The following is a 25,927-nucleotide window of genomic DNA, read 5'->3' as shown; positions in this document are numbered from 1 at the left end:
CAACAGAAACTAAAAAAGCGCCCTGAGGCGCTTTTTTCATATTCATTTAAAGAAGGCTTACTTCTTACGCTTAACCGCTTTAGCGTTTGGCAGGTCAGTGATAGAACCTTCAAACACTTCTGCAGCCAGACCAACAGATTCATGCAGTGTCGGGTGAGCATGGATAGTCAGAGCGATATCTTCCGCATCACAGCCCATCTCGATTGCCAGGCCGATTTCACCCAGCAGTTCACCACCGTTGGTACCAACGATAGCACCACCAATTACGCGGTGAGTATCTTTGTCGAAGATCATCTTCGTCATACCGTCAGCACAGTCAGAGGCGATTGCACGACCTGATGCAGCCCATGGGAATGTAGCCACTTCGTAGTTGATGCCTTCAGCTTTCGCTTCTTTCTCAGTCTTACCAACCCATGCCACTTCCGGCTCAGTGTAAGCGATTGAAGGAATAACTTTAGGGTCGAAGTAGTGCTTCTTACCGGCAATAACTTCTGCTGCAACGTGGCCTTCATGCACACCTTTGTGAGCAAGCATTGGCTGGCCAACGATGTCACCGATAGCGTGGATGTGAGGAACGTTAGTACGCATCTGCTTATCAACGTTGATGAAGCCACGCTCATCAACTTCAAGACCCGCTTTCTCTGCGTCGATCAGCTTACCGTTAGGTACACGGCCGATAGCAACCAGCACCGCATCGTAACGTACAGGCTCAGAAGGTGCTTTCTTACCTTCCATAGAAACGTAGATACCGTCTTCTTTCGCTTCAACTGCAGTTACTTTCGTCTCCAGCATCAGGTTGAATTTCTTCTGGATGCGCTTAGTGAAGACTTTCACGATGTCTTTATCTGCCGCCGGGATCACCTGGTCGAACATTTCTACAACGTCGATCTGAGAGCCCAGAGCGTGATAAACCGTCCCCATTTCAAGGCCGATGATACCGCCGCCCATTACCAGCAGTTTCTCTGGTACTTCTTTCAGCTCAAGTGCGTCAGTTGAGTCCCAGATACGTGGATCTTCGTGCGGAATGAACGGTAGCTCGATAGGACGAGAACCCGCCGCTACGATAGCGTTGTCGAAGTTAACAGTGGTCTGTTCGCCGTCTGCACCTTCAACCAGGATAGAGTTAGGACCGGTGAACTTACCGTAACCCTGAACAACATTAACCTTACGCATCTTAGCCATGCCGCCAAGACCGCCAGTTAGCTGAGTGATTACCTTTTCTTTCCACAGACGGATCTTGTTGATGTCTGTTTGAGGCTCACCGAATACAACACCGTGATCGGCCATTGCTTTTGCTTCTTCGATAACTTTCGCTACGTGAAGCAGAGCCTTAGATGGGATACAACCCACGTTCAGACATACACCACCAAGGGTGTTGTATTTTTCAATTAGAACCGTTTCCAGACCTAAGTCAGCGCAACGGAACGCCGCAGAGTAACCAGCAGGGCCTGAACCCAAAACCACTACCTGGGCTTTAATTTCTTTACTCATCATGACCTCGTTGTAAGTCTTTTATCCCTAACAGGCTATAAGGTTAATTGCTTCTTTATACTTCTGGTTGATTATCAAGTTTACAGACCTGTTAACAAACTGAAAAGCAAATTAGTATAGCCTGTGAGCTGCTCAACAATTCCATGCCTGCTTTTGCAGGCATGGTGTTGCGGATTGAAACCTTATAGCACCAAACGGCGGATATCAGATAGACAACCGTTCAGGTATGTAATGAAGCGTGCACCTTCCGCACCGTCGATCACACGGTGATCGTAAGACAGTGACAGAGGAAGCATCAGGCGAGGTTCGAAGTCCTTGCCGTTCCATACCGGTTTCATTTCAGACTTAGATACACCCAGGATACCTACTTCCGGCGCATTCACGATTGGTGTAAACGCTGTACCGCCAAGGCCACCCAGGCTTGAGATTGTGAAACAGCCACCCTGCATATCAGCTGCAGTTAGCTTACCAGCACGCGCTTTCTTCGAAACAGCCATCAGCTCTTCAGACAGCTCGAAGATGCCTTTCTTGTTCACATCCTTAAATACTGGAACAACCAGACCGTTTGGCGTATCTACTGCGATACCGATGTTCACGTATTTCTTCAGGATCAGGCTCTCACCGTCTTCAGACAGAGATGAGTTGAACGCAGGGAACGCTTCTAGCGTCTTAGCTACCGCCTTCATGATGAACACTAGCGGCGTGATCTTCATGCCTGAGTCTTTCTTCGCTTCAATCGCGTTTTGCTCTTTACGGAATGCTTCCAGAGCTGTGATGTCTGCGTTATCCCACTGTGTAACGTGAGGGATCATCACCCAGTTACGATGCAGGTTCGCGCCAGAAATCTTCTTGATGCGAGATAGTGGCTTAGTTTCAGTCTCACCGAATTTGCTGAAATCAACTTTCGGCCATGGAAGCAGACCAAGAGCAGAACCGTCGCCTTTACCCGCTGCCGCAGCACCAGATTCCAGACGCTTAAGCGCATCTTTAACGAAGTTCTGTACATCTTCTTTCAGGATACGGTTCTTACGGCCAGTACCTTTAACCTTAGCAAGGTTAACACCGAATTCACGAGCCAGACGGCGAACAACCGGAGACGCGTGCGCGTACTCGTTGTTTTCCTGGAAGTCACCCGCAATTGGTGCTGCCGCTGGAGCCGACGCAACTGGTGCTTCAGCTTTAGGTGCAGGGGCTGCTGCAGGAGTTGGAGCCGCCGCTGTTGGTGCAGGAGCAGTGCCGGCCACCTCAAATACCATGATCAGTGAACCAGTAGAAACCTTGTCGCCTTCAGCAACTTTGATTTCTTTAACTGTGCCGACAAACGGTGCAGGAACTTCCATTGAAGCCTTGTCACCTTCAACAGTGATCAGAGATTGCTCTTCTTCTACTGTATCGCCAACAGATACCATGATTTCAGTAACTTCTACTTCGTCGCCACCGATGTCAGGTACATTCACTTCTTTAGCTGCTGCGGCTACTGTTGCAGCAGGAGCCGCCGCTGGTGCTTCAGCTGCAACAGGAGCTGCCGCAGGAGCAGAACCAGCCACTTCGAAGATCATGATCAGAGAGCCAGTCGATACTTTATCGCCTGCAGCTACTTTGATTTCTTTCAGAGTACCGGCAAATGGTGCAGGTACTTCCATTGATGCTTTATCGCCTTCAACCGTCAGAAGTGACTGCTCTTCTTCGATGCTGTCGCCAACTGCAACCATGATTTCAGTAACTTCTACTTCGTCACCACCGATATCCGGTACGTGAACTTCTTTAAGCTCAGCCGCTGCTGCCGGCGCCGGAGCAGCAGGAGCTGCTGCCGGTGCCGGAGCAGGTGCAGCTTCAGCTGCACCTTCGGCTTCGAAAATCATGATTAGAGAACCGGTAGAAACCGTGTCGCCTTCAGCAACTTTGATTTCTTTAACGATACCCGCCTGAGAAGCTGGTACTTCCATAGAAGCCTTATCGCCTTCTACAGTGATCAGAGACTGCTCTTCTTCAACCTTGTCGCCAACGCTTACAAGAATCTCAGTAACTTCAACCTCATCCGCACCGATGTCAGGTACATTAATTTCGATTGCCATGTTTAATTTGCCTCTTACGCGTATAGCGGGTTGATCTTGTCAGCGTCGATGTCGAACTTAGCAATTGCTTCAGCAATTACAGATTTCTCAACATCACCGCGTTTAGCCAGTTCAGTCAGTGCAGCAACAACTACATAGCCAGCGTTAACTTCGAAGTGACGACGCAGGTTTGCACGGCTGTCAGAGCGACCGAAACCATCAGTACCAAGTACTTTGTAAGACTCTGATGGCATGAATGCGCGAACCTGCTCTGCGTAGTTCTTCATGTAGTCAGTCGCAGCAATTGCAGGCTCTGTACCCATTACTTGTGCAATGTAAGGTACTTTCTGCTCAGCTTCTGGGTGAAGCATGTTGTAACGCTCAGCATCCTGACCTTCACGAGTCAGCTCGTTGAAAGAAGTTACAGAGAATACGTCTGAAGCAATGCCGTAATCATCGCTCAGGATCTGAGCGGCTTTACGTACTTCGTTCATGATCGTACCAGAGCTCATCAGCTGAACTTTAGACTTATCGCCCACGTAAGATTCCAGCTTGTAGATACCCTTACGGATGCCTTCTTCAGCGCCTTCAGGCATTGCTGGCATACCGTAGTTTTCGTTCATTACCGTCAGGTAGTAGAACACGTTCTCTTGCTCACCGTACATGCGACGAATACCGTCTTGCATGATCACAGCAACTTCGTAAGCGAACGTCGGGTCGTAAGAGATACAGTTAGGAACAGTGTTAGCCATGATGTGGCTGTGACCGTCTTCGTGCTGCAGACCTTCACCGTTAAGCGTTGTACGGCCGGCAGTTGCACCCAGTAGGAAACCACGTGCCTGCTGGTCACCCGCCATCCACGCCATGTCGCCAACACGCTGGAAGCCGAACATAGAGTAGTAGATATAGAACGGGATCATTGGCAGATCGTTGGTGCTGTATGACGTTGCCGCAGCAACCCAAGAAGACATTGCACCCAGCTCGTTGATACCTTCCTGAAGTACCTGACCAGAAGTCGCTTCTTTGTAGTAAGAAACGATGTCACGGTCCTGAGGAGTGTACTGCTGGCCGTGCGGGTTGTAGATACCGATCTGACGGAACAGGCCTTCCATACCGAAAGTACGAGCTTCGTCGGCAATGATAGGAACAATGTTCTTACCAATGTTCTTGTTCTTCAGCAGGATATTCAGCGCACGAACAAATGCCATTGTTGTAGAGATGTCACGCTTCTGCTCAGTCAGCAGTGGCTTGAACTCTTCAACTTCAGGGATCACCAGCTCTTCAGTGAACTTAGGCAGACGCTGTGGAGTGTAACCGTGCAGAGCATTACGGCGAGCGTGCAGGTACTCGTGTTCTTTTGAACCTTCTTCCAGCTTCAGGTAAGGCAGGTTCTTAACTTCTTCGTCAGAAACAAGATCTTGCAGTCCTAGGCGGTTACGCAGGTGCATAACAGAAGACATATCCATCTTCTTAACCTGGTGCGCAATGTTCTTACCTTCAGCCGCTTCACCCATGCCGTAACCTTTAACAGTCTTAGCAAGGATAACGGTTGGACGATCTTTGGTTTCTGCCGCGTTTTTGTATGCCGCGTACAGTTTAGATGACTCGTGACCACCACGCTTAAGTGCGAAGATTTCGTCATCAGTCATGTCAGCAACCAGTGCAGCTGTTTCAGGGTACTTACCGAAGAAGTGCTCACGTACGTAAGCGCCGTCTTTTGACTTGAATGTCTGGTAGTCACCGTCAACAGTTTCGTTCATCAGCTGCAGCAGCTTACCAGAGGTATCTTTCGCTAGCAGAGAATCCCAGTTGTTACCCCAGATAACTTTAACAACGTTCCAGCCAGCACCTTTGAACAGGCCTTCCAGCTCCTGGATGATCTTGCCGTTACCCATTACCGGGCCGTCTAGACGCTGTAGGTTACAGTTGATTAGGAAGCATAGGTTGTCCAGTTTTTCACGTGCAGCGAAAGAAATTGCACCGCGTGATTCTGGCTCATCCATCTCACCATCACCCAGGAACGCGTATACGCGCTGAGCTGACGTATCTTTAAGACCACGACCTTCAAGGTATTTCAGGAAACGAGCCTGGTAGATAGCTGAGATTGGGCCAAGGCCCATAGAAACGGTAGGGAACTGCCAGAATTCAGGCATGAGTTTAGGGTGCGGGTATGAAGGAATACCTTTACCGTCTACTTCCTGGCGGAAGTTATCCAGCTGCTCTTCAGTCAGACGGCCTTCAACAAACGCACGAGAGTAGATACCCGGTGCAATGTGACCTTGATAGTAAACCAAATCGCCGCCGTCTTTTTCGTTCGGCGCACGGAAGAAATGGTTAAAGCAGGTTTCATAAAACGCGGCTGCAGACTGGAATGATGCCATGTGGCCACCCAGCTCAAGATCTTTCTTCGAGCCACGCAGAACAATCATTGCCGCATTCCAACGGATAATGGCACGGATACGACGCTCAAGCGTTGTGTCACCTGGATATGCAGGTTCTTGATCTGATGGGATAGTGTTGATGTAGTTGGTCGTAATGCCAGTCGGCATATCTACGCCATCAAGACGTGCTTGCTCTAGAACTTGCTCTAGTAGGAACTGGGCGCGTTCAACACCTTCTTCACGAACGACGGACTCCAGGGCTTCTAGCCATTCTTGAGTCTCAAGTGCGTCCACGTCATTTTTCATGACTTCAGACATGCGATCTATCCTTTTGTTGATAATCTACAAAACTAACAATGTCGCGACTGTTTACTACCCGCCTCGGCTTATATGATGGGTACTAATCCAGCCCGTCCTTGCGTTGTTGAATCCGTCGAAGAGAGCGCTGTCGTCTGCTGTCTTCACGATTTAAATCCAACAAGGTTTCCTCGATATAAGCCAAGTGTGCATGCGATGCTTCACGGGCCATCACGGGCTCACCAGAAACTATCGCCTGTACGATATCGGCTCGGTGCTTGCTCACCTTCTCCACCACTTCTTGGCGACGGTTCAGGAGTTCAAAGTTTTGTAATATGTTTTGCTCCAGCAATGGTGCAAGGCTGCGAATAATATGAAGCAATACAACGTTGTGGGCGGATTCAGTTACTGCAATCAGGTACTGCATAACCGCACTTGCTTCGGCTTTAATATCGCCTTGCTGCTGGGCATCTTGTATCCGTTTATGGCAGTCACGGATACGGCTGAAATCTTCCTCATTTCCCCGCAATGCTGCGTAGTACGCCGCCAAACCTTCAAGGGCATGGCGAGACTCCAATAAATCTAGCTGGGTTTCCGGATGGGCACTAATCAGTTCCAAAAGAGGTTCAGAAAAACTCTGCCATAGCTTTTCTGTTACAAAGGTGCCACCGCCCTGACGGCGGGTCAGAAGGCGTTTTGCCTCAAGACGTTGAATGGCTTCTCGGACTGACGGGCGCGAAACGTCAAATTGCCGTGCGAGCTCCCGCTCAGGCGGTAGCTGCTGTCCCGGAGACAAGGTGCCTTCCAGGATTAGACGCTCAATTTCCTGCTCAATGGCATCGGAGAGCTTTGGCTGACGAATCCGTTTATAAGTCATTTTTATCGTTTTGTTTCTTGTACTTATTTACGCTTCAGGAAACCCAATTGCGGATAATTGGTATTACCAATTAAATTATGGAAGGAAAGTTTACAGAAATATTTTAGGATGTCCACCGACAACTTGACGGAAATCATAGAATGGCGAGACATTTAACACAAATTTCAACTTATGAAAACTTGTTAAAACATCTTTGACATCATTCATCAACAGTAAGAAAGAGAAATAAGGATGGGCGAAGAATAAATGGTCAGACCAATTTGGTTTAGTATAGATTCCCATCCCTGAGAGGTTATTTTTCCCGCAGTGCGGTTTTATAAGCCCGCCAATCAAATGACAATCCAGGGTCAGTTTTTCGCCCCGGCGCTATAAATTCATGGCCGGTGATCCTTGAGGAATTAACTTTCGGATAACAGTTAAAAATAACCCGGGTCAGCTCAGTAAGCGTGTCATATTGAGCCTGGGTATAAGGGAGGGTGTCCGTTCCTTCCAACTCTATTCCGATTGAAAAGTCATTGCATTTATCCCGCCCCGCAAACTGCGAAACACCGGCATGCCATGCCCGACAATCAAATGGAACAAATTGAATAATATCGCCATTTCGCCTAATTAAACAGTGAGCCGAAACACGAAAGCCTGAAATTAACTCGAAATAGGGATGTTCGTCCGGGTTTAGCTTGCCGGTAAATAACTGCTCAATGTAGGGACCACCGAACTGCCCCGGCGGCAAACTGATGTTATGTACCACCAGCAGCGAGATATCATCACTGTCCGGCCGCTGATCATAAAACGGTGAAGGCACATGTTTGACCCCTTCGAGCCAGTGTCGGGAATTAATTGTTAGCATTTGTAAATCCTGAGTGTAGAAGGTCACAGCCTTCCTGAAGCCAAAAGAAGAATCAAGTCTCTTCACCTGAAACTATCCTCCCCGCTCAGCATCTCGTTACCATATCGCTATTATATTCTTTTGCCTGGAACTCAGATCCCGGATCTCGCATCTCCCTGACTCTCCATGTATGATCCCGGACATCAAAAAAGCGGACAGAACAAATAATGTTCCGCTTTATCAGCAGTTGAATCTTGCTACGGATATGTCATGACTCAGATGGAAAAGAAACACGACAGCGCCTCGCGCCTGAATTACCTCAAACAGCAACTTCCTCAGGAAATTACCCGTGCCGTTGCCGATACATTACGAGAAGATCTCGGTGGTGAAATTGATCCTTCACTGGACATTACTGCCAGCCTGATTCCGGCAGACAGCCAAGGTATCGCGACCATTATTACCCGCGAGCACGGCATCTTCTGCGGGCAAATGTGGGCAGAAGAAGTATTCAGACAGCTGGGGGGCGAGGTATCTATTGAGTGGCATGTCCAGGACGGTGATACCGTTGAGCCGAACCAGACGTTGTGTACCCTGCGCGGCCCGTCCCGGATCCTGCTGACCGGCGAGCGCAATGCGATGAACTTTATTCAGACCCTCTCCGGCTGCGCCTCTGTTACCGCCAAATACGTAAAACAGCTTGAGGGCACCAACACCCGCCTGCTGGACACCCGCAAGACTATTCCAGGCCTGCGCAGTGCACTGAAATACGCGGTTACCTGCGGCGGCGGCTACAACCACCGTATAGGGGTGTTTGATGCGTACCTTATTAAAGAAAACCACATCATCGCCTGCGGCAGCATTGAAGCCGCCATTACCACGGCCAAAGAGCTGAACCCGGGAAAACCGGTTGAAGTGGAAACCGAAAGTCTTGATGAACTAAAACGCGCCATTGATGCCGGAGCTGATATCATCATGCTGGATAACTTCACCCTGGATATGATGCGAGAAGCCGTAGCCATTAATAAGGGCCGTGCTGCACTGGAAAACTCCGGCAATATCACGCTGGAAACCATCCGCGAATGCGCCGAAACCGGCGTCGATTACATTTCTGTCGGTGCGCTAACCAAGCATCTAAAAGCGATGGACTTGTCGATGCGGTTTAAGTAACCCAGTCTTGAATCTAAAGGGGCGATAACCGAGTGTTCGCCCCTCTTATCCAGCGTCTCCGCACCTTGCACCTCAAGCTATTCCCCTCCTCTCTTATAACTCAATCCCTCAACAGACAATTTCTTATCACCAAAACTCGTAGTCCGCCGATAGTCGGTATGCAAACAATGAAACCTTGCACATTATTTTTATAACTGTGCCCAACAATCATTTCTCTCTGTTTTCAGTACTTTATATATAGGAACTATGCTGAAGCCACTTTATTTTCATGCCTGCGGGCAAAGTATCTAAAAAGGTTAAAAACAGATGAAAGGGCAAAAGGGTTTTACGTTAATTGAATTGATGATCGTGGTAGCAATTATTGGAGTGCTAAGTGCTTTTGCTATGCCTGCATATCAAAACTACACCAAACGCGCTCACGCAACAGAAATGTTAAATGCAACAACGGCGGTTAAAACCGCCGTTGGTGTTTGCCTTCTTACTGGCAATATCAATGTTTCAGGTTCATCAAAAACCATTGACTGCTCCAGCGGAAAGAACGGTGTTCCAACAAAGCAAACTTTTGAAAAAGGTAACGGTGACGCATTTGTTGTATCGTCTGATGTCACTGCAACAATCAATGACAAAGGAGTGGTCACTGTCACTACTGGAAAATTTGTTAAGGCCTCAGTACCAAACGGAAAAACTAAAGGTCCACTACCCAAAAATGCAGTTGTAAAAGTTACCCCTGAAAGCGACGCTAATGGTGTAATCTGGACTGTTTCATGTAGCGGAGACGATCAAAGCAATTTCTGCCCTAAAAGTTAATCAATGAATACCAACCTAGCCTCTACCCTGCATCAGGCCGGGCTTATCAGCCCAGTACAGGAGCAACAAGTGGTGGATACGGTACAGGCCGAAGGCACCAGTGTGCCTTCGGCTCTGATTCAGCTCGGCCTGTTCAGCAGTGCCGAGCTGGCTCGTCATCTTGAGCAGATTTTTGCTATCGCGTTAGTTGATGTCCACCAATATAACTACGACGCTTGCTGTAAAAACCTTAACCTGCGCGACTTGATTCTCAGGCACAAAGTCCTGCCGCTGCAAACCAGTGACCATGCATTGTATATCGGCCTGTGTGATCCGACTCAATTCGATGCCCTGGATGAATTTCGCTTTACGACCGGAAAAAATATCGAAGCACTATTGCTGGAAACCAAACAGCTTGAAGCTGCGATCCGGCGCCTCTATGGTAGTGACATCAGCGGTAACAGCACACACAACGGTGAAATGGCCTACCAGCGCAGTGTTACTGATGCTGACTTAGGTGAGCTGATTGATCTCAGTGATGATGAGCTACTCAATGATGCCACCGATCTTAGCCAAGACACAGCCCCGGTTACCCGCTATATCAACCAGGTGCTGCTTGATGCGGTGCGCAAAAAAGCCTCGGATATCCATTTTGAGCCTTATGAAGAAAACTACCGGATCCGCTTTCGCTGTGACGGGATCCTGCATCAACATGCCACTCCGCCCGCTCATCTTTCACGGCGCCTGTCGACCCGCCTGAAAGTGATGTCCAAACTGAATATTGCCGAACGCCGACAGCCCCAGGATGGCCGGATCAAGCTCAGGCTGACACCGACACTGGCCGTAGACCTACGGGTTTCTACCCTGCCAACATTATGGGGAGAAAAAGTCGTACTGCGGATCCTCGACAGCTCCAGTGCTAGCCTGGATATTGATATCCTCGGCTATAACCAGCTGCAAAAACAAGCCTATCTGGATGCCTTGCAGCAACCTCAGGGAATGATCCTGATGACAGGTCCGACCGGCAGCGGCAAAACAGTCTCCCTTTATACCGGACTGAAAATCCTCAATACCGAAGAGCGAAATATCTCAACCGCCGAAGATCCGGTGGAAATAAACCTGCCCGGTATCAATCAGGTTCAGATCAACAGCAAAATAGGACTGGGCTTTGCCGAAGCCCTGCGTTCCTTTCTTCGTCAGGACCCGGATGTTGTCATGGTCGGTGAAATCCGCGATCTTGAAACTGGCTCCATTGCTATTAAAGCCGCTCAGACAGGGCACCTGGTGTTATCAACCCTGCATACCAACTCCGCAGCCGAAACCATTACCCGTCTGACAAATATGGGGGTGGAGGACTTCAACCTCGCTTCTTCACTCAGCCTGATCATTGCTCAACGCCTGGCCCGTCGCCTCTGCAACCACTGCAAAGAAGTCCACCAGCTTGATGATTTTGTCCGGGAAAAGCTCGAAATAGGAGCCGATACCACCATTTACCAAGCCCGAACGAGTGGTTGTGACGACTGTAACAAAGGCTATATCGGCCGGGTCGGCATTTATGAAGTAATGCCCTTTACCCGGGAGTTAGCAGAAGCACTGATGGCTGGAGCAACAACCCTGGAGCTTGAAGACATTGCCTGCCGCCAGGGCATGCAGACACTGCAACAATCCGGAATTGAAAAGCTCAAAGAAGGTATCACCAGTCTGGCAGAGCTGCAGCGGGTTCTGCATTTCAGTTAGGCCGTTTTTGTTCCGGACCTCAAAACAATTAAAAGAATGACAGCAACAAGGAGTTATCATGTCACAAGCCAGTAAAGTCCGTTATTACCACTGGCGAGGCGTAAACCCGGCAGGAAAAAAAATCTCAGGCTTAACGCTGGGATTTCAGGAGCAGGAAGTTCGCGCCAGGCTGAGCGAGCAGATGATCCAGGTTAAGAAGTTAAAACGTCGCAACCCTTCAACGCTGAGCAAGCTCAAAAACCAGATGAAGGCAAAAGATGTCACAGCTATTACCCGCCAGCTGGCAACCATGATTACAGCCGGAGTACCTGTAGTACAGGCATTGAAGCTGATGTCTAACAGCCACCACAATGCAGAGGCCCGTGCCGTACTGACCCAAGTCACTATACAGGTCGAATCCGGCGCCTCACTGGCTAAGGCACTAAAAACCAGTTCACCGCTCTTTGATAACTTTTACTGTGATTTGGTTACCACGGGTGAACAAACAGGTCACTTAGAAGAAATCTTTCAGCGTTTGGCCACTTATCGTGAAAAAAGTGAGGCGACGCGGCAAAAAGTGATCAAGGCCATGATCTATCCAACCATGGTCACCCTAACAACCCTTGTTGTCACCATTCTCATGCTGCTGTTTGTCATCCCTCAATTTACCAGCACCTTTAACAGTTTTGGCGCCGACCTCCCCTGGTTTACCCGTCAGATCATCAAAGCTTCTGATTTTATGCTTGATAGTGGTAGTTTACTTGCAATAACACTCTCTTTCAGCTTCCTGTTGATACGCTATAGCTACAAGCGATCGCAAAACTTCCGGCTGGCAGTCCACCGTTTTAACCTCAAACTCCCCATCATTGGCAACGTATTGCTAAAAGCCACCGTAGCCCGCTTTGCCCGCACCCTGGCAACAACGTTCAGCGCGGGCATACCATTATTAAACGGCCTACAATCTGCCAGCAAAACCACTGGTAACCTGCATATCCAGCAAGCTGTCGAAGACGCCTATGTCAGCACCGCTGCCGGTATGCCACTGCATATAGCACTGCGTCAGAGCAACGTCTTTCCCGAGCTGATGCTGCAAATGACGATGATTGGCGAGGAATCCGGTTCTCTCGACGATATGCTCATCAAAATAGCCAGCCTTTATGAAAACGATGTCGATAACACCGTCGACAATCTAGGTAAAATCATTGAGCCGCTTATCATCATTTTTCTCAGCATTCTAATTGGGGGATTACTGGTCGCTATGTATATGCCGATCTTCAAGCTGATGAGCGTGATTGGTTAGCTCTGGGCCCGAGCTCCTAACTGACTCGATTCTATGATCTCGTCCCTAATTCCCATACAATAGCAATACAACGAAATATGAGATGTTTTTCATGGAACTGCTGACACACTACCCTTGGCTTTTTCCTGCCTTTGCAGCCCTGTTTGGCCTGCTAATCGGCAGTTTCCTCAATGTCGTGATCTACCGCCTGCCGATAATGATGGAACGGCAGTGGAAAGCTGATTGTGCCGAATGCTTCCCGGAATTCAGTCACACGGAAGACAGCCAGCCGTTTAACCTCAGTGTACCGCGCTCACGCTGCCCGCATTGCCAGCACCCCATCAGCATGTGGGAAAATATCCCGATTATTAGCTGGCTACTGCTCAAAGGTCGTTGTCGTTCGTGCAATGCAAAAATCAGTGCCCGCTACCCAGCTGTCGAGCTGTTTACCGCCATTGTTACAGCCACTGTCGCAACTGTCATTCCACCATCTGAATGGTCTGTGGCAGTGATCTTTTTCAGCTTTGCCCTGATTGCCCTGACTTTTATTGATATCGACAAAATGCTCCTGCCGGATCAGATCACCCTGCCCTTGATGTGGACCGGGATCCTGGTTGCACTTCTCGGGTGGGGACCAGTATCTCTGACCGAATCAGTCATTGGTGCCATGGCTGGCTACCTGTCACTGTGGGGCCTTTACTGGAGCTTTAAGCTACTGACCGGAAAAGAAGGGATGGGGTACGGTGATTTCAAGTTACTTGCTGCACTAGGTGCTTGGCTGGGCTGGCAATTATTGCCTTTTGTTGTCCTGTTGTCTTCCTTGGTCGGGGCAATTTGTGGCATCATCATGTTGCGTATAAAAAGTTCAGACTCCCAAACCCCGTTTTCATTTGGTCCTTACCTCGCCTTGGCTGGCTGGATAAGCATCCTGTGGGGGGAAGATATCCTGAACTGGTACCTGACTTCATATTTAGGACTGTAATTAATGACTATGGTTGTCGGGCTGACTGGTGGCATCGGTAGTGGAAAATCCACTGTCGCCGATCTGTTTGCCCAATATGACATTGATATTATTGATGCCGACGTTGTCGCCCGGGAAGTTGTCGAGCCTGGAACGCCGGGGCTGAATGCTATTGCTGACAAACTGGGTTCTGACATCCTGTTGACAGATGGCACTCTCAACCGCAGTAAGCTTAGAGAAGCAATTTTCAACGATAACAGTCTGAAAAATTGGCTAAATAAACTTTTGCACCCGATGATCCGGGAAAAAATGCAAGCTGATATTACCCGTGCGCAGTCGCCATACTGTCTGCTGGTCATTCCGCTGATGGTTGAAAATAACCTGCAGACCATGGCTCACCGCCTATTGGTTGTCGATGTCGACAAAAAAGTGCAGATAGCCCGAACCCAACATCGGGACCAGGTCAATGCCGAACACGTACAAAAAATTCTGGCAGCCCAAGCAAGCCGTGACGAAAGGCTGGCGGCTGCCGATGATGTGATCAGCAACAATGGTGACAGCAGCGAACTTGCCACCAAAGTGGCCAAGCTTCACCAGCAGTATTTAGCGATGAGCCTTCAATACAAATAACGAGTTAACATCGGATAATACGAGTATGCTAACAAACCGCTTTGAACATCCGTTGAATGAAAAAGTGCGTATCTATTTACGGCTTGAGTATTTGATCCGGCAAATGACTCATTCCAGTCAGCTCAATGACCAGTGGCAGCATCAGATCTTCTTCCGCGCCCTGTTCGATCTTCTGGAAATTCTTGATCAGATCCAAGTAAAGTCTGAGCTGGCAAAAGATCTAGATAAACAACGAGCTAAGCTGAAAAACTGGCTTAACATTGATGGGGTCGATCAAACTGCCCTGTTAGCAATTCTTGATAACCTGGATATGGCCCATCACAGGCTGATTGCCGCCAACCGCCTGGGCCAGGATATCCGAGAAGACCGTTTTCTAAGTGGTATTAAACAGCGATTTTCTATTCCGGGAGGCAACTGTAGCTTTGACCTGCCAGCCCTGCATCACTGGCTACACTTACCATTAGCCCATAAACAAAGTGATTTGGCTAATTGGATGAAACAACTTGCAGAGTTAACTGAAGCCCTGAACCTGTGGCTACGACTGACCCGCGAGTCCGGCCATTTACAGCCTCAGGTTGCTCGTAGAGGTTTTTTCCAGCATGAGGCCGAGGATGCCACCCTGTTACGTCTGGATATTTGCCCTAGCTACGGGGTTTACCCTATGATATCGGGCCACCGTAACCGCTTTGCTATCCGCTTCCTGCCATTTGATGAAGGTGCAAGCATCGCGGAAGCTATCGAGTTTAAACTAGCTATCTGCTGAGGTTCATTGTGACGCAATCTAGCACGCCTTCCCAGGCACAGATCACTATAGTTAAATGCCCGACCTGCAAGACACAGGTTGAGTGGAGCGAAAAAAGCCCGTTCCGTCCGTTCTGCTCTAAGCGCTGTCAGCTGATTGACCTTGGTGAATGGGCTGAAGAGGAAAAAGCCATCCCGGGCGCGCCTGACATGTCAGATGCTGATGGCTGGTCAGAAGATATGGGCTACTAATCCCGTAAGCCAAAAACAAAAAGCGAGGAGATTCAAATCATTTCTCGCTTCTTTTCACTTATAACTCAAGCCTTACATAAGCTCCATTAACTTATCCAACACAACATCATTCGCTTCCGGAAAAGCGTAATCTCGCAGTTCAGAAAGCTTTACCCATCCCCCTGGCTGGCCTTCTTTTCCGTAGGCTTCACCGTCAAAACCTTTGATAAGAAAGAAATCAAACTTCAACGCTTTTTCGGGGTAATCGTGCTCTAGGGAAACAAAGTGTTCCAGCTCAGTAACGCGAATTCCCACTTCTTCATCCAGCTCGCGGATCACCGCCTGCTCAGCAGTTTCATCAGATTCCACCTTACCACCGGCAAATTCCCAAAATCCGCCTTTATGCGCTTTGGCAGCCCGCCTGGTAATAAAAACCTGATCCTGCTGCTCGTTCAGAATAATCCCTGCCGAGATCCAAACGCGTTCTTTATCCATTTAAAGCCTGCTTTTTTGAGGGATAAACACATCACACATTCATCCCCTATTTTCATTATTGTAAAAAAGGCCGCATAAGCGGCCTTTTTACTGTATCAAAGCTGTAAGCCGAATCAAATTAGCTCAGTTTACCGTGACACTGCTTATATTTTTTACCAGAACCACATGGGCAAGGCTCATTACGGCCAACTTTACGCTCGTCACGCTGGTACGGAGTGGACTCTTTACCTTCCGCACCTTCTTCGCTTTCATCAGCGATCTGGCTTTGCGCATTTTGGTGCTGGAACTGCTGGCGACGGGCAAGCTCTTCAGCCTGACGGCGACGCTCTTCTTCCATACGCTCAACTTCTTCCTGCTGTTGTACTCGCACCTTACTCAGGATCGCGATAACGTCCGCTTTCAGGTTATCCAGCATGTCTTCAAACAGTTCAAACGACTCGCGCTTATATTCCTGTTTAGGGTTCTTCTGAGCGTAACCACGCAGATGGATACCCTGACGCAGGTGATCCATCGCGGCCAGGTGTTCTTTCCACAGCGTATCCAGGTTCTGCAGCATAACCGTCTTCTCGAAGTTACGCAGAACCGGAGCACCTACCACTTCTTCTTTCTGACGATAAATTTCAACTGCTTTCTCAACAATACGCTCACGCAGTGCTTCTTCGTAAAGCTTCTCTTCGCTGTCCAGCCATTCCTGGATTGGCAATTCAAGGTCAAAATCTTTACGCAGGCGTTCTTCCAGGCCAGCAATATCCCACATTTCTTCAAGCGACTGCTGTGGAATGTGGCCATCGATAACAGACTGAATGACATCATCACGGTTCTGCTCAATCATCTCGCTGATGTCTTCCGCATTCATCAGCTCATCACGCAGTTCGTAAACCACTTTACGCTGATCGTTAGCTACATCATCGAATTCAAGCAGCTGCTTACGAATATCGAAGTTACGGCTTTCAACTTTACGCTGAGCGTTTTCAATCGCCTTGGTTACCCATGGGTGCTCGATCGCTTCACCTTCTTCCATACCCAGCTTCTTCATCATGTTAGATACACGATCAGAAGCAAAGATACGCATCAGGCCATCTTCCATCGACAGATAGAAACGAGATGAACCCGAGTCCCCCTGACGACCAGAACGACCACGTAACTGGTTATCGATACGGCGAGATTCATGACGCTCAGTACCAATAATATGAAGACCACCGGCAGCAAGAACCGCATCGTGTTCCTCTTTCCAGCTTTCTTTGATCTTTGCAACCTGTTCGTCAGTCGGGTTTTCCAATTTCGCAACTTCATTCTGCCATGAACCGCCCAGTACGATATCCGTACCACGACCAGCCATGTTGGTAGCGATAGTTACAGTGCCAGTTTGACCGGCCTGAGCAACAATGTCCGCTTCCATTTCGTGGAATTTAGCATTCAGAACCTGGTGCTTAATACCTTTACGCTTCAGCTCATTCGACAGCAGTTCAGACTTCTCGATCGAAACAGTACCAACCAATACCGGCTGACCGCGTCCAACACGCTCGACAATATCATCGATGATGGCAGCAAACTTCTCGCGCTCTGTCATGTAAACCAGATCACCCATGTCCTGACGAACCATAGGTTTGTTGGTCGGGATAACCACAGTCTCAAGACCGTAAATAGACTGGAATTCGAAGGCTTCAGTATCCGCTGTACCTGTCATACCAGACAGTTTGCTATACAGACGGAAGTAATTCTGGAATGTGATCGAAGCCAGCGTCTGGTTTTCATTCTGGATCTTCACACCTTCTTTGGCTTCTACAGCCTGGTGAAGACCTTCAGACCAGCGACGCCCCGGCATAGTACGACCTGTATGCTCATCGACAATGATCACTTCATCATCTTTCACGATATAGTCAACATCACGCTCAAACAGAACATGGGCGCGCAGAGCAGCATGAACGTGGTGCAGCAGACTGATATTAGCTGGCGAATACAGAGTATCGTCCTCTTCCATCATGCCTTTTTGCTTCAGCAGGTCTTCTACATACTCTTGACCGGTTTCAGTCAGGTAAGCCTGCTTGGCCTTTTCGTCAACGGTGTAGTGGCCGTCGCCGCGATATTCTTCTGTATCTTCCTGATCTTGCTTTTGAAGGCTAGGGATCAGGGTATTGATCTTGGTGTACAACTCAGAGCTGTCTTCAGCCGGGCCAGAAATAATCAGCGGAGTTCGGGCTTCGTCGATCAAAATGGAGTCCACCTCATCGACTACAGCAAAGAAACGCTCACGCTGAACACGATCTTCCGGACGGAATGCCATGTTGTCACGAAGGTAGTCAAAACCAAATTCATTGTTAGTACCGTAAAGAATATCTGCCGCGTAAGCTTCTTTCTTTGTCTGTGGCGGCATATTCGGTACGTTAACACCAACAGTCATACCCAGGAATTCAAATAGCGGACGGTTGGTTTCGGCGTCACGGGCAGCTAGGTAGTCGTTCACGGTTACAATGTGAACACCTTTACCTGTCAGTGCATTCAGGTATGCAGGCAGGGTTGCGGTCAGGGTTTTACCTTCACCGGTACGCATCTCAGCGATTTGGCAGTTATTAAGCACCATACCACCGATCATCTGCACGTCGAAGTGGCGCATACCAAAGACACGCTTGGACGCTTCACGAACTGTGGCAAAAGCTTCAGGAAGAAGTTGGTCCAGGGTTTCGCCCTGTTCCAAACGCTCACGGAACTCAACGGTTTTGGCTTTCAGTTCCTCATCTTGCAGGCTTTCGAATTGAGGTTCTAGCTTATTGATTTGGTCAACAATTTTGCGCATACGACGCAGGGTGCGGTCGTTACGGCTACCGATAACTTTGGTCAGTAGTTTTGATAACATGGCGATGCCGTTTTCTCTTTGTTATTTCAGCTTCAGTACTGGCTGAATCGCTTAATCTGGGTTTCATAACCGGGTGTATACCAAGCTTACTCTGCTGGTATGCTCATCCCTGTCCCGTCTGAATCCGCCACAAGTGTGACAACAGAAGCCGACACGAAAAACAAGGGTTATTCAGTTGATATTGTGGTCGCCCTGAGTAATTTCAAGGGGCACCCAAAAACAATACTAATGATTTGCTTCGTGGCGGCACTTTACCGACAGTAGCAGCCCTGGGCTGCCAGGCATACATGCCATTGCTACTGATGGCATTCTTTATCCAGCCTTTCAATAGACTTGGTATAATAAGGCATATTAACGAAGCCGCCTATGGTTAATGCAGGTGACTTGCTTTTCATATGCGAAAAATTAGAACTTAGCCCTAAATCCTGATTAGGAACAGAGTGTAATGCGCGATCATCGTCCCCAATCGACAGCCAGCCTGCTGGATGACAGCCAGTTAGGCAACATCCAGCAACGTGCTATTGCGTTGAGCAAACTCAACAAAGCCATCAAGGAACACTTGAACTGTGCAGAACACTGCCGGGTTGCCAACTACCGCCAGGGAAGCCTTATCATCGAAACTGCCTCTGCGGCCTGGTCGATGCGGTTAAACTATGAGCGTAATAACCTGATCCATAAACTTAGGGAAAAGCTGCTGCCTAACCTGGCAGATATTGAAGTAAAAGTGAACCCAGCCCTAGCGGCTGTGGAACAAAAAGCACAAGACAAAACTCCGGATATTGTACAAAAGCCGATATCTCAGCAGGCCGCTCAGTATCTGCTTTCCACCGCACAAAATGCACCAGCTAAAGTAAAAGCCAGGCTGGAGCGACTGGCTGCGCTTTCGGCTAAAAAGAAAGAAACCCCTGAAAGGTAGGTGTGAAGTGCGAGACAAATAAAAGCGGTAGCATTCCAACCGCATATAGCACAAACCCCAAAAACAAAAACGCCGGACAATGTCCGGCGTTTTTTAATCTGACAGCTTAACTGCATTCACTGTTGAGCTTATGCTAATAAGTTTACGCTAATACCATACCAGGCTGAGCAAAAGTAACCGGTACTTCGTTCTCTTCCTGGAAAGTAGACCACTCATAAGCTTCCTGATCAGCAAGCACTGCGCGTAGCAGTTTGTTGTTCAGGGCATGGCCAGACTTATACGCACACATTTCACCGATAATATTGTGACCACACATGTACAGGTCACCGATGGCATCCAGTACTTTGTGTGTTACTAGTTCATTATCGAAACGTAGGCCTTCATCATTAAGGATGCGGTAATCATCCAGAACAATGGCATTATCAAAACTACCACCCAGACACAGGTTCTGTGACTGTAGGTACTCAATATCACGCATGAAGCCAAAAGTACGTGCGCGGCTGATATCTTTTACGAATGACTGGCTGGAGAAATCCAGCACCAAACGCTGCTGCTCTGATTGAATCGCCGGGTGATTGAAATCGATAGCGAAATCAAGGCGGAAACCATTATGCGGACGCAGTTCTGCCCATTTGTCGCCATCTTCGACGCGAACAGGTTTCTTAATACGCAGGAATCGCTTAGGTGCGTTCAGCGTATCAATACCGGCAGATTGCAGCAGATAAATAAACGGGCTAGCACTGCCATCCATAATCGGAATTTCAGGCGCATCGACTTCGATAATCACGTTATCGATACCCATGCCCGCCAATGCTGCGTTCAGGTGCTCAACAGTCGAGATTCGTACGCCTTCCTCGTTAACGAGGGCGGTACACAGCATTGTGTCACGAACAGAATCAGCATTTGCCGGAAAATCGACAGGCGGATTCAGGTCAGTACGACGGTAAATAACACCGGTGTTTGCTGCGGCAGGACGAAGAATAAGCGTCACTTTACGCCCAGAGTGAAGACCCACCCCAGTCGTTTGCACAATGCTTTTTAGTGTACGTTGTCTAATCATCTGCTCTTCTCAACTATTTATAGCGTATAGCCAATTCATCGGCCCATTTACGACAAAAATTCGAAAATGGGCAGATATTATACCACTGATTACTTGATAACCCAAACAGTTTGCGCGGGCTTAGTCAGCCTGCTTACGCAAAAATGCAGGAATATCCAAGTAGTCGTGATCAGCCTGAGGCTTAGATTTCGGCGCAGCAGAAGAAGACGATGACTGCACATTATTTTCAGCAGCAGGTGACGGCTGAGTCAACGGTGCAGGTTTAGTCTCTTCTACAGCCTGAGCTGCAGGTGCTGCTGGTTTTTCTTGAGCAACAGCCTGAACCGGCTTCGAGCTTGTTACCAGAGTAATGTCTGGCTTAGTCTCTTTACCAATACCTGTCGCTACAACAGTTACACGCAGCTCATCAGTCATTTCAGGATCCAGAGATGTACCGATAACTACGGTCGCATTGTCCGAAGCGAATGCTTTCACTGTGTTACCCACAGTTTCAAATTCGTCAAGACGCATGTCCAGGCCAGCAGTAATGTTAACCAGTACGCCACGAGCACCAGCCAGATCGATATCTTCCAGCAGTGGGCTTGAGATTGCCATTTCAGCGGCTTCCTCAGCACGGTCGTCACCAGTAGCAACACCGCTACCCATCATAGCGTGGCCCATCTCAGACATCACGGTACGAACGTCAGCAAAGTCGACGTTGATCATACCCGGACGAGTGATCAGCTCTGCAATACCCTGTACTGCGTTCTTCAGTACATCGTTCGCCTTAGCGAAAGCATCCAGCAGCGTAATACCGCGGCCAAGTACCTTCAGCAGTTTTTCGTTTGGAATTGTGATTAGAGAGTCAACGTGCTTAGAAAGCTCCTCAATACCCTGCTCAGCAAACGCCATACGCTTCTTGCCTTCAAAGCTGAATGGCTTAGTCACAACCGCAACGGTCAGAATACCCAGCTCTTTTGCTACTTCAGCAATGATTGGCGCAGCACCAGTACCTGTACCGCCACCCATACCAGCAGCGATAAAGACCATGTCAGAACCCTGAAGCTCAGATTTGATCGCTTCACGATCCTCTAGAGCCGAATCACGACCAACCTGAGGGTTAGCACCGGCACCCAAACCTTTAGTGATATCACCACCAATCTGGATAACCGTATTAACACTGCTCTTACGAAGAGCCTGAGCATCGGTATTTACACTGATAAACTCAACGCCTTCAATCGATTCACGTACCATGTGATCGACAGCGTTACCGCCACCGCCACCAACGCCAACGACCTTAATTACTGCCTCATCAGACATTTCCATCATCGGTTCAAACATTTGTTCTCTCCGTCTTTCCTGTTCGCATCAGGTTTTAAAATTCTTTTCTTAGCCAGCCACTGATTTTTGAGAAGATACCGGAAACCGAACGTTTCGGCTCCAAATCATTCTCATCGAATGTCTGACTGTCCTTTCCGTAATGCAGCAAACCTACTGCAGTTGCATAATGCGGTGACTGGACATAATCAGTCAGGCCACTAAGCTCCAGCGGCTGACCAATTCGTACCTGATTGCGAAACACTCGCTCGGCACATTCAATCAAACCTTCCATTTGCGCAGATCCTCCGGTGAGGACAATGCCTGCAGCCAAATGGTGTTTTACGCCCGCATTACGCAGTTGTTCTTGTATTTCCAACAGTTTCTGATTAACCAGACCCAAAAGTTCACTGTACCGGGGTTCAATGACTTCAGCTAAAGTCTGTCTCTGCAAGCTGCGGGATGGACGTCCACCTACACTAGGAACATCCACTTTTTCATCTTTGCTTACCAGCTCACTCAGTGCACAACCGTATTTTACTTTGATTTCTTCAGCATCGCCCGGTGGCGTGCCAAATGCGTAGGCAATATCACTGGTAACAACATTACCGGCATAAGGGATCACTTCAGCATGGCGAAGCGCGCCGCCAGTCCAGACTGCAAGGTCCATGGTCCCGCCACCGATGTCGACCACACAAACACCCAGTTCGCGCTCGTCAGCAGTAAGCACGGCATGGCTGGCTGCAAGACCGGAGAAAATCAGCTGATCGACCTTAAGGCCGCAGCGCTCCACTGCCTTGACGATATTCCGAGCCATGTCATTATGACAGGTAATCAAATGTACACTTGCTTCCATGCGAACGCCTGATAAACCAACAGGGTTTTTAATTCCCTCTTGATAATCAATAGCAAATTCCTGAGGAATTACATGCAAAGTTCGGTGTTCGTCGCTAATTTTTACGGATTTCGCTGTATGAATAACATTATCAACGTCATCCTGCGTTACCTCTTTGTCAGAAATAGGCACCATGCCTTTCTCTGTCTGGCAACGTATATGTTTGCCTGATAACGATAAAAACACTGAGGAAATCTGGCAATCAGCCATCAGTTCAGCCTGATCGACTGCACGCTGAACCGACTTCACCACGGACTCAAGGTCATTGACTCCGCCTTTATCCATTCCCCGTGACGGGCTGCTGCCAACACCGATGACATTAACGCCGCCATCTGGCAACACTTCCCCAACCAAAGCACATACTTTGGAAGTACCGATATCCAGGCCAACTATGAGTTTCTTATCTGCCGCCTTCGTCATTAGCGCACGCTCTTATCGTTATACCCGCCATTACCGCCAGGCTGTCGCCCGGATCAGCTTCAGCCCGGTATTATTCAGGAATCACTTTCCACCCTACAGCAGCCCCGGTATCGTAGCGCATGTCTACATACTCAATGGCTTTTCCTTGCTGTTCTAATTCCGGATACAGCCGGATAAACCGTTCCAGACGCTCCATCCTGGCTTCTCGGCCCAATTCAAGCCGAACTCCGTTTGTTAACCATATTCGCCAGGCCCGACGTTCATTAAACGCCAATGTAGCAATATCAAACCCGGCAAACTGTAATCTGGGTTGCATCTCCTGCAGCGCAGCCAGCATTTCCCGGCTGCTGTTTTCCGGCCCGGTCAGTTCAACCAGATTTTGCCCGTTAACCTGCTGTGCCGGAGCCTGAAACACATCACCGTTAGTATTTACCAGGTATCGCTGGTTCCATACCGCTGCCGGCTGATGCTCAACCAGAAACACTTTGATTGTTTCTGGCCACTGTTTTCTAACTGATGCCCTTGCCACCCAGGGTAAGTCTTCCAGAACATGCTGAATTTCATTCACATTCTGGGTCATGAAACTTCCCATGTGATCCAGTTGCAATATTGCCTGACGGACGTCCTCCGTACTCAGATAATGCAACTCTCCCTGAATCACTAGTTGAGAAAGCGGCAAGCGGTTAGCATCTGTCATCCAGTTTATTGCCGCACTGAACAGCCAGACAATAAACCCGATAATGAACAGGAAAAATGCCAATCCCCCCCACTGACCTTTTGTCATTGAAAATGGCAGGGATTCTTTATTCAAGACTGCATCAGCCATATTTTTGTACGTTTACCTTACCTTAGCAGCTGCTTTCTCTTCTCAAATTAACCATTTAGAACAGATTTTGGCGCTTTGGACTATCAGGCAGGAGTACACAAAGTTGATCGATTATACCGACCAACCCGCAGCACTCCAACTATTGTTGGATTTTTCCTTACATATCCTTCGAGCAAAATCAGATAATAGCTCCTGATCAGGACACTTTGCCGCCTGAAAAACATGCAAAGTTTATGCCTTTAACGCAACTTTTTAGGGTTTCGCCTTAGTTTTCACTCATTACTGAGATATCCAGCTTCATTTCAGCCAATTTTCGAGCAATTTTACCGACATCACCGGCTCCCTGTGTCAATACCAAGTCGCCTTCCTGAATAATATTGGCCAGTGCCGACGGCAAAGCATCACTGTGCGGCACAAAAATCGGATCGATCTTGCCGCGTCCGCGAATAGTGCGGCAAAGAGAGCGGCCATCAGCACCGGCAATCGGCTTCTCACCTGCCGGATAAACATCAAGCATCACCAGCACATCAACCTGTTCAAGCACATTCGCAAAGTCTTCATACAGATCACGGGTGCGACTGTAGCGGTGAGGCTGGAACACCATCACCAAGCGTTTTTCTTCCCAACCGGCACGTGCCGCCTTAATTGTCACATCCACTTCGCTCGGGTGGTGACCATAATCATCAACCAACATTACCTTACCGTTGCCAGTCTCATACTCACCCAGGTGATCAAAGCGACGGCCTGTACCCTCGAACTCAGCCAGAGCACGGATAATCGCCTCATCCTCAACGCCTTCTTCGGTAGCCACGGCAACGGCAGCCGTTGCATTTAGGGCGTTATGGCGACCAGGAATATTCAGTTTCACCTTCAGCGCAGGTTTCCCTTTACGTAGTATTGAGAAGTATCCCTGCTGCCCGCGCTGGTCATAATCAACCAGACGTACATCAGCATCTTCTGAGAAACCATAGGTAATCACCTGACGGCCAATTTGCGGCAACAACTCACGGATCACCGGATCATCAATACACATCACCGCCAAACCATAAAACGGCAAATTATGGAGGAAATCGATGAAAGTCTGCTTAAGTACCTCAAAATCACCACCATAAGTTTCCATATGGTCGGCTTCAATGTTGGTCACCACACAAACCATAGGTTGCAGGTGCAGGAACGAAGCATCGCTTTCATCCGCTTCCGCAATCAGGTAACGGCTTGAACCAAGGCGCGCATTGGTACCGGCACTTTTAACCAGCCCACCGTTAACAAATGTCGGATCCAGATCTGCCTCAGAATAAATCTGGGTAACCAGCGCAGTAGTGGTTGTCTTTCCGTGGGTGCCGGCAATAGCAATACCGTGGCGGTAGCGCATTAGTTCAGCCAGCATTTCTGCCCGACGGACAACCGGGATCCGAAGCTCGCGTGCAGCCAGTAGTTCCGGGTTTTCAGCGGCAATTGCTGTCGACACGACAACCACACTGGCACCACGAACATTATCCTCGGCATGGCCAAAGAAAATGTCCGCTCCTTTTGCCGTCAGACGCTCTGTCACCGCATTCGGTGCCAGATCTGAACCACTGATGCGGTAGCCTTCATTAATCAGTACTTCTGCGATACCACTCATTCCGGCACCGCCGATCCCAACAAAGTGAATACGCTCAACTCGGCGCATCTCTGGCACCATGGTTCGAATTTTGGCTAGCTGCTGGTTATCCAGTTTACTCATCA

21 protein-coding genes are annotated in these 25,927 nt (G+C 48.7%); 9 read left to right on the top strand and 12 right to left on the bottom strand.

Annotated features, from left to right (window positions below; all coding sequences use genetic code 11):
- Positions 1-57: 57 nt before the first annotated feature.
- From lpdA to ampD, 5 genes are all read right to left on the bottom strand, one after another.
- Positions 58-1,491, bottom strand: coding sequence for a dihydrolipoyl dehydrogenase (lpdA, locus tag C942_RS08000; protein WP_036799269.1), 1,434 nt, complete (start codon positions 1,489-1,491; stop codon positions 58-60).
- Between the two features lie 182 nt (positions 1,492-1,673).
- Positions 1,674-3,566, bottom strand: coding sequence for a pyruvate dehydrogenase complex dihydrolipoyllysine-residue acetyltransferase (aceF, locus tag C942_RS07995; RefSeq protein WP_007464448.1), 1,893 nt, complete (start codon positions 3,564-3,566; stop codon positions 1,674-1,676).
- 14 nt (positions 3,567-3,580) lie between these two features.
- Positions 3,581-6,244: a pyruvate dehydrogenase (acetyl-transferring), homodimeric type gene (aceE, locus tag C942_RS07990; protein WP_007464445.1), complete on the bottom strand. Its 2,664-nt coding sequence runs from the start codon at positions 6,242-6,244 to the stop codon at positions 3,581-3,583.
- Positions 6,245-6,326: 82 nt separating this feature from the next.
- The gene (gene pdhR / locus C942_RS07985) at positions 6,327-7,100 is read right to left on the bottom strand and encodes a pyruvate dehydrogenase complex transcriptional repressor PdhR (protein ID WP_007464444.1); all 774 of its coding nucleotides are present in this window, start codon (positions 7,098-7,100) and stop codon (positions 6,327-6,329) included.
- Between the two features lie 292 nt (positions 7,101-7,392).
- A complete protein-coding gene (gene ampD / locus C942_RS07980) occupies positions 7,393-7,947 on the bottom strand; it encodes a 1,6-anhydro-N-acetylmuramyl-L-alanine amidase AmpD (protein ID WP_007464442.1) in 555 nt (184 codons plus the stop codon).
- A gap of 258 nt (positions 7,948-8,205) precedes the next feature.
- Between ampD and nadC the strand changes: the two genes are divergently transcribed.
- From nadC to yacG, 8 genes are all read left to right on the top strand, one after another.
- Positions 8,206-9,093 carry a carboxylating nicotinate-nucleotide diphosphorylase gene (gene nadC, locus C942_RS07975; protein ID WP_036799265.1) on the top strand — a complete coding sequence of 296 codons (888 nt, stop codon included), beginning with the start codon at positions 8,206-8,208 and terminating at the stop codon, positions 9,091-9,093.
- Positions 9,094-9,399: 306 nt separating this feature from the next.
- The gene (locus C942_RS07970) at positions 9,400-9,900 is read left to right on the top strand and encodes a pilin (protein WP_007464438.1); all 501 of its coding nucleotides are present in this window, start codon (positions 9,400-9,402) and stop codon (positions 9,898-9,900) included.
- Between the two features lie 3 nt (positions 9,901-9,903).
- Positions 9,904-11,616: a type IV-A pilus assembly ATPase PilB gene (gene pilB, locus C942_RS07965; protein WP_007464437.1), complete on the top strand. Its 1,713-nt coding sequence runs from the start codon at positions 9,904-9,906 to the stop codon at positions 11,614-11,616.
- Positions 11,617-11,674: 58 nt separating this feature from the next.
- Positions 11,675-12,895 (top strand): type II secretion system F family protein, encoded by a 1,221-nt coding sequence (locus C942_RS07960; protein ID WP_007464435.1) that lies wholly within the window; start codon positions 11,675-11,677, stop codon positions 12,893-12,895.
- Between the two features lie 91 nt (positions 12,896-12,986).
- Complete coding sequence (locus tag C942_RS07955) at positions 12,987-13,856, top strand: prepilin peptidase (protein ID WP_007464433.1); 870 nt, start codon at positions 12,987-12,989, stop codon at positions 13,854-13,856.
- A 3-nt stretch (positions 13,857-13,859) separates the two neighbouring features.
- Positions 13,860-14,465 (top strand): dephospho-CoA kinase, encoded by a 606-nt coding sequence (gene coaE, locus C942_RS07950; RefSeq protein ID WP_007464431.1) that lies wholly within the window; start codon positions 13,860-13,862, stop codon positions 14,463-14,465.
- Between the two features lie 25 nt (positions 14,466-14,490).
- On the top strand, positions 14,491-15,228 hold the full coding sequence (gene zapD / locus C942_RS07945) for a cell division protein ZapD (protein ID WP_007464429.1): 738 nt from the start codon (positions 14,491-14,493) through the stop codon (positions 15,226-15,228).
- Between the two features lie 8 nt (positions 15,229-15,236).
- Complete coding sequence (yacG, locus tag C942_RS07940; protein WP_007464426.1) at positions 15,237-15,458, top strand: DNA gyrase inhibitor YacG; 222 nt, start codon at positions 15,237-15,239, stop codon at positions 15,456-15,458.
- Between the two features lie 72 nt (positions 15,459-15,530).
- Here yacG and mutT read toward each other — a convergent pair whose 3' ends face one another.
- Together mutT and secA are read right to left on the bottom strand one after the other, a co-directional pair.
- Positions 15,531-15,932, bottom strand: coding sequence for an 8-oxo-dGTP diphosphatase MutT (mutT, locus tag C942_RS07935; protein WP_007464423.1), 402 nt, complete (start codon positions 15,930-15,932; stop codon positions 15,531-15,533).
- A gap of 118 nt (positions 15,933-16,050) precedes the next feature.
- A complete protein-coding gene (secA, locus tag C942_RS07930; protein WP_007464421.1) occupies positions 16,051-18,786 on the bottom strand; it encodes a preprotein translocase subunit SecA in 2,736 nt (911 codons plus the stop codon).
- A gap of 445 nt (positions 18,787-19,231) precedes the next feature.
- Here secA and C942_RS07925 point away from each other — a divergent pair, with 445 nt between their 5' ends.
- The gene (locus C942_RS07925) at positions 19,232-19,702 is read left to right on the top strand and encodes a DUF721 domain-containing protein (RefSeq protein WP_007464418.1); all 471 of its coding nucleotides are present in this window, start codon (positions 19,232-19,234) and stop codon (positions 19,700-19,702) included.
- A gap of 142 nt (positions 19,703-19,844) precedes the next feature.
- Here the strand turns inward: C942_RS07925 and lpxC are convergent, their stop codons facing one another.
- From lpxC to murC, 5 genes are all read right to left on the bottom strand, one after another.
- Positions 19,845-20,762 carry a UDP-3-O-acyl-N-acetylglucosamine deacetylase gene (gene lpxC / locus C942_RS07920; RefSeq protein ID WP_036799242.1) on the bottom strand — a complete coding sequence of 306 codons (918 nt, stop codon included), beginning with the start codon at positions 20,760-20,762 and terminating at the stop codon, positions 19,845-19,847.
- A 120-nt stretch (positions 20,763-20,882) separates the two neighbouring features.
- Entirely contained in the window at positions 20,883-22,082 is a 1,200-nt protein-coding gene (gene ftsZ / locus C942_RS07915; protein WP_007464415.1) for a cell division protein FtsZ, read from the bottom strand.
- Between the two features lie 34 nt (positions 22,083-22,116).
- Positions 22,117-23,373: a cell division protein FtsA gene (gene ftsA, locus C942_RS07910; protein ID WP_007464414.1), complete on the bottom strand. Its 1,257-nt coding sequence runs from the start codon at positions 23,371-23,373 to the stop codon at positions 22,117-22,119.
- A gap of 70 nt (positions 23,374-23,443) precedes the next feature.
- Positions 23,444-24,199 carry a cell division protein FtsQ/DivIB gene (locus C942_RS07905; protein WP_007464412.1) on the bottom strand — a complete coding sequence of 252 codons (756 nt, stop codon included), beginning with the start codon at positions 24,197-24,199 and terminating at the stop codon, positions 23,444-23,446.
- Between the two features lie 265 nt (positions 24,200-24,464).
- Positions 24,465-25,925, bottom strand: a complete 1,461-nt coding sequence (gene murC, locus C942_RS07900) for a UDP-N-acetylmuramate--L-alanine ligase (RefSeq protein ID WP_007464410.1) — start codon at positions 25,923-25,925, stop codon at positions 24,465-24,467.
- Positions 25,926-25,927: the final 2 nt, after the last annotated feature.

This window comes from Photobacterium marinum, from assembly GCF_000331515.1.
In the GTDB taxonomy this organism is placed as follows: domain Bacteria; phylum Pseudomonadota; class Gammaproteobacteria; order Enterobacterales; family Vibrionaceae; genus Photobacterium; species Photobacterium marinum.
This window is presented reverse-complemented; position numbering and strand designations above follow the sequence as displayed.

Coding starts and splice junctions, on each gene's coding strand:
- lpdA (WP_036799269.1), bottom strand. CDS start 1,491: ATGAGTAAAGAAATTAAAGCCCAGGTAGTGGTTTTGGGTTCAGGCCCT.
- aceF (WP_007464448.1), bottom strand. CDS start 3,566: ATGGCAATCGAAATTAATGTACCTGACATCGGTGCGGATGAGGTTGAA.
- aceE (WP_007464445.1), bottom strand. CDS start 6,244: ATGTCTGAAGTCATGAAAAATGACGTGGACGCACTTGAGACTCAAGAA.
- pdhR (WP_007464444.1), bottom strand. CDS start 7,100: ATGACTTATAAACGGATTCGTCAGCCAAAGCTCTCCGATGCCATTGAG.
- ampD (WP_007464442.1), bottom strand. CDS start 7,947: ATGCTAACAATTAATTCCCGACACTGGCTCGAAGGGGTCAAACATGTG.
- nadC (WP_036799265.1), top strand. CDS start 8,206: ATGGAAAAGAAACACGACAGCGCCTCGCGCCTGAATTACCTCAAACAG.
- C942_RS07970 (WP_007464438.1), top strand. CDS start 9,400: ATGAAAGGGCAAAAGGGTTTTACGTTAATTGAATTGATGATCGTGGTA.
- pilB (WP_007464437.1), top strand. CDS start 9,904: ATGAATACCAACCTAGCCTCTACCCTGCATCAGGCCGGGCTTATCAGC.
- C942_RS07960 (WP_007464435.1), top strand. CDS start 11,675: ATGTCACAAGCCAGTAAAGTCCGTTATTACCACTGGCGAGGCGTAAAC.
- C942_RS07955 (WP_007464433.1), top strand. CDS start 12,987: ATGGAACTGCTGACACACTACCCTTGGCTTTTTCCTGCCTTTGCAGCC.
- coaE (WP_007464431.1), top strand. CDS start 13,860: ATGACTATGGTTGTCGGGCTGACTGGTGGCATCGGTAGTGGAAAATCC.
- zapD (WP_007464429.1), top strand. CDS start 14,491: ATGCTAACAAACCGCTTTGAACATCCGTTGAATGAAAAAGTGCGTATC.
- mutT (WP_007464423.1), bottom strand. CDS start 15,932: ATGGATAAAGAACGCGTTTGGATCTCGGCAGGGATTATTCTGAACGAG.
- secA (WP_007464421.1), bottom strand. CDS start 18,786: ATGTTATCAAAACTACTGACCAAAGTTATCGGTAGCCGTAACGACCGC.
- C942_RS07925 (WP_007464418.1), top strand. CDS start 19,232: ATGCGCGATCATCGTCCCCAATCGACAGCCAGCCTGCTGGATGACAGC.
- lpxC (WP_036799242.1), bottom strand. CDS start 20,762: ATGATTAGACAACGTACACTAAAAAGCATTGTGCAAACGACTGGGGTG.
- ftsZ (WP_007464415.1), bottom strand. CDS start 22,082: ATGTTTGAACCGATGATGGAAATGTCTGATGAGGCAGTAATTAAGGTC.
- ftsA (WP_007464414.1), bottom strand. CDS start 23,373: ATGACGAAGGCGGCAGATAAGAAACTCATAGTTGGCCTGGATATCGGT.
- C942_RS07905 (WP_007464412.1), bottom strand. CDS start 24,199: ATGGCTGATGCAGTCTTGAATAAAGAATCCCTGCCATTTTCAATGACA.
- murC (WP_007464410.1), bottom strand. CDS start 25,925: ATGAGTAAACTGGATAACCAGCAGCTAGCCAAAATTCGAACCATGGTG.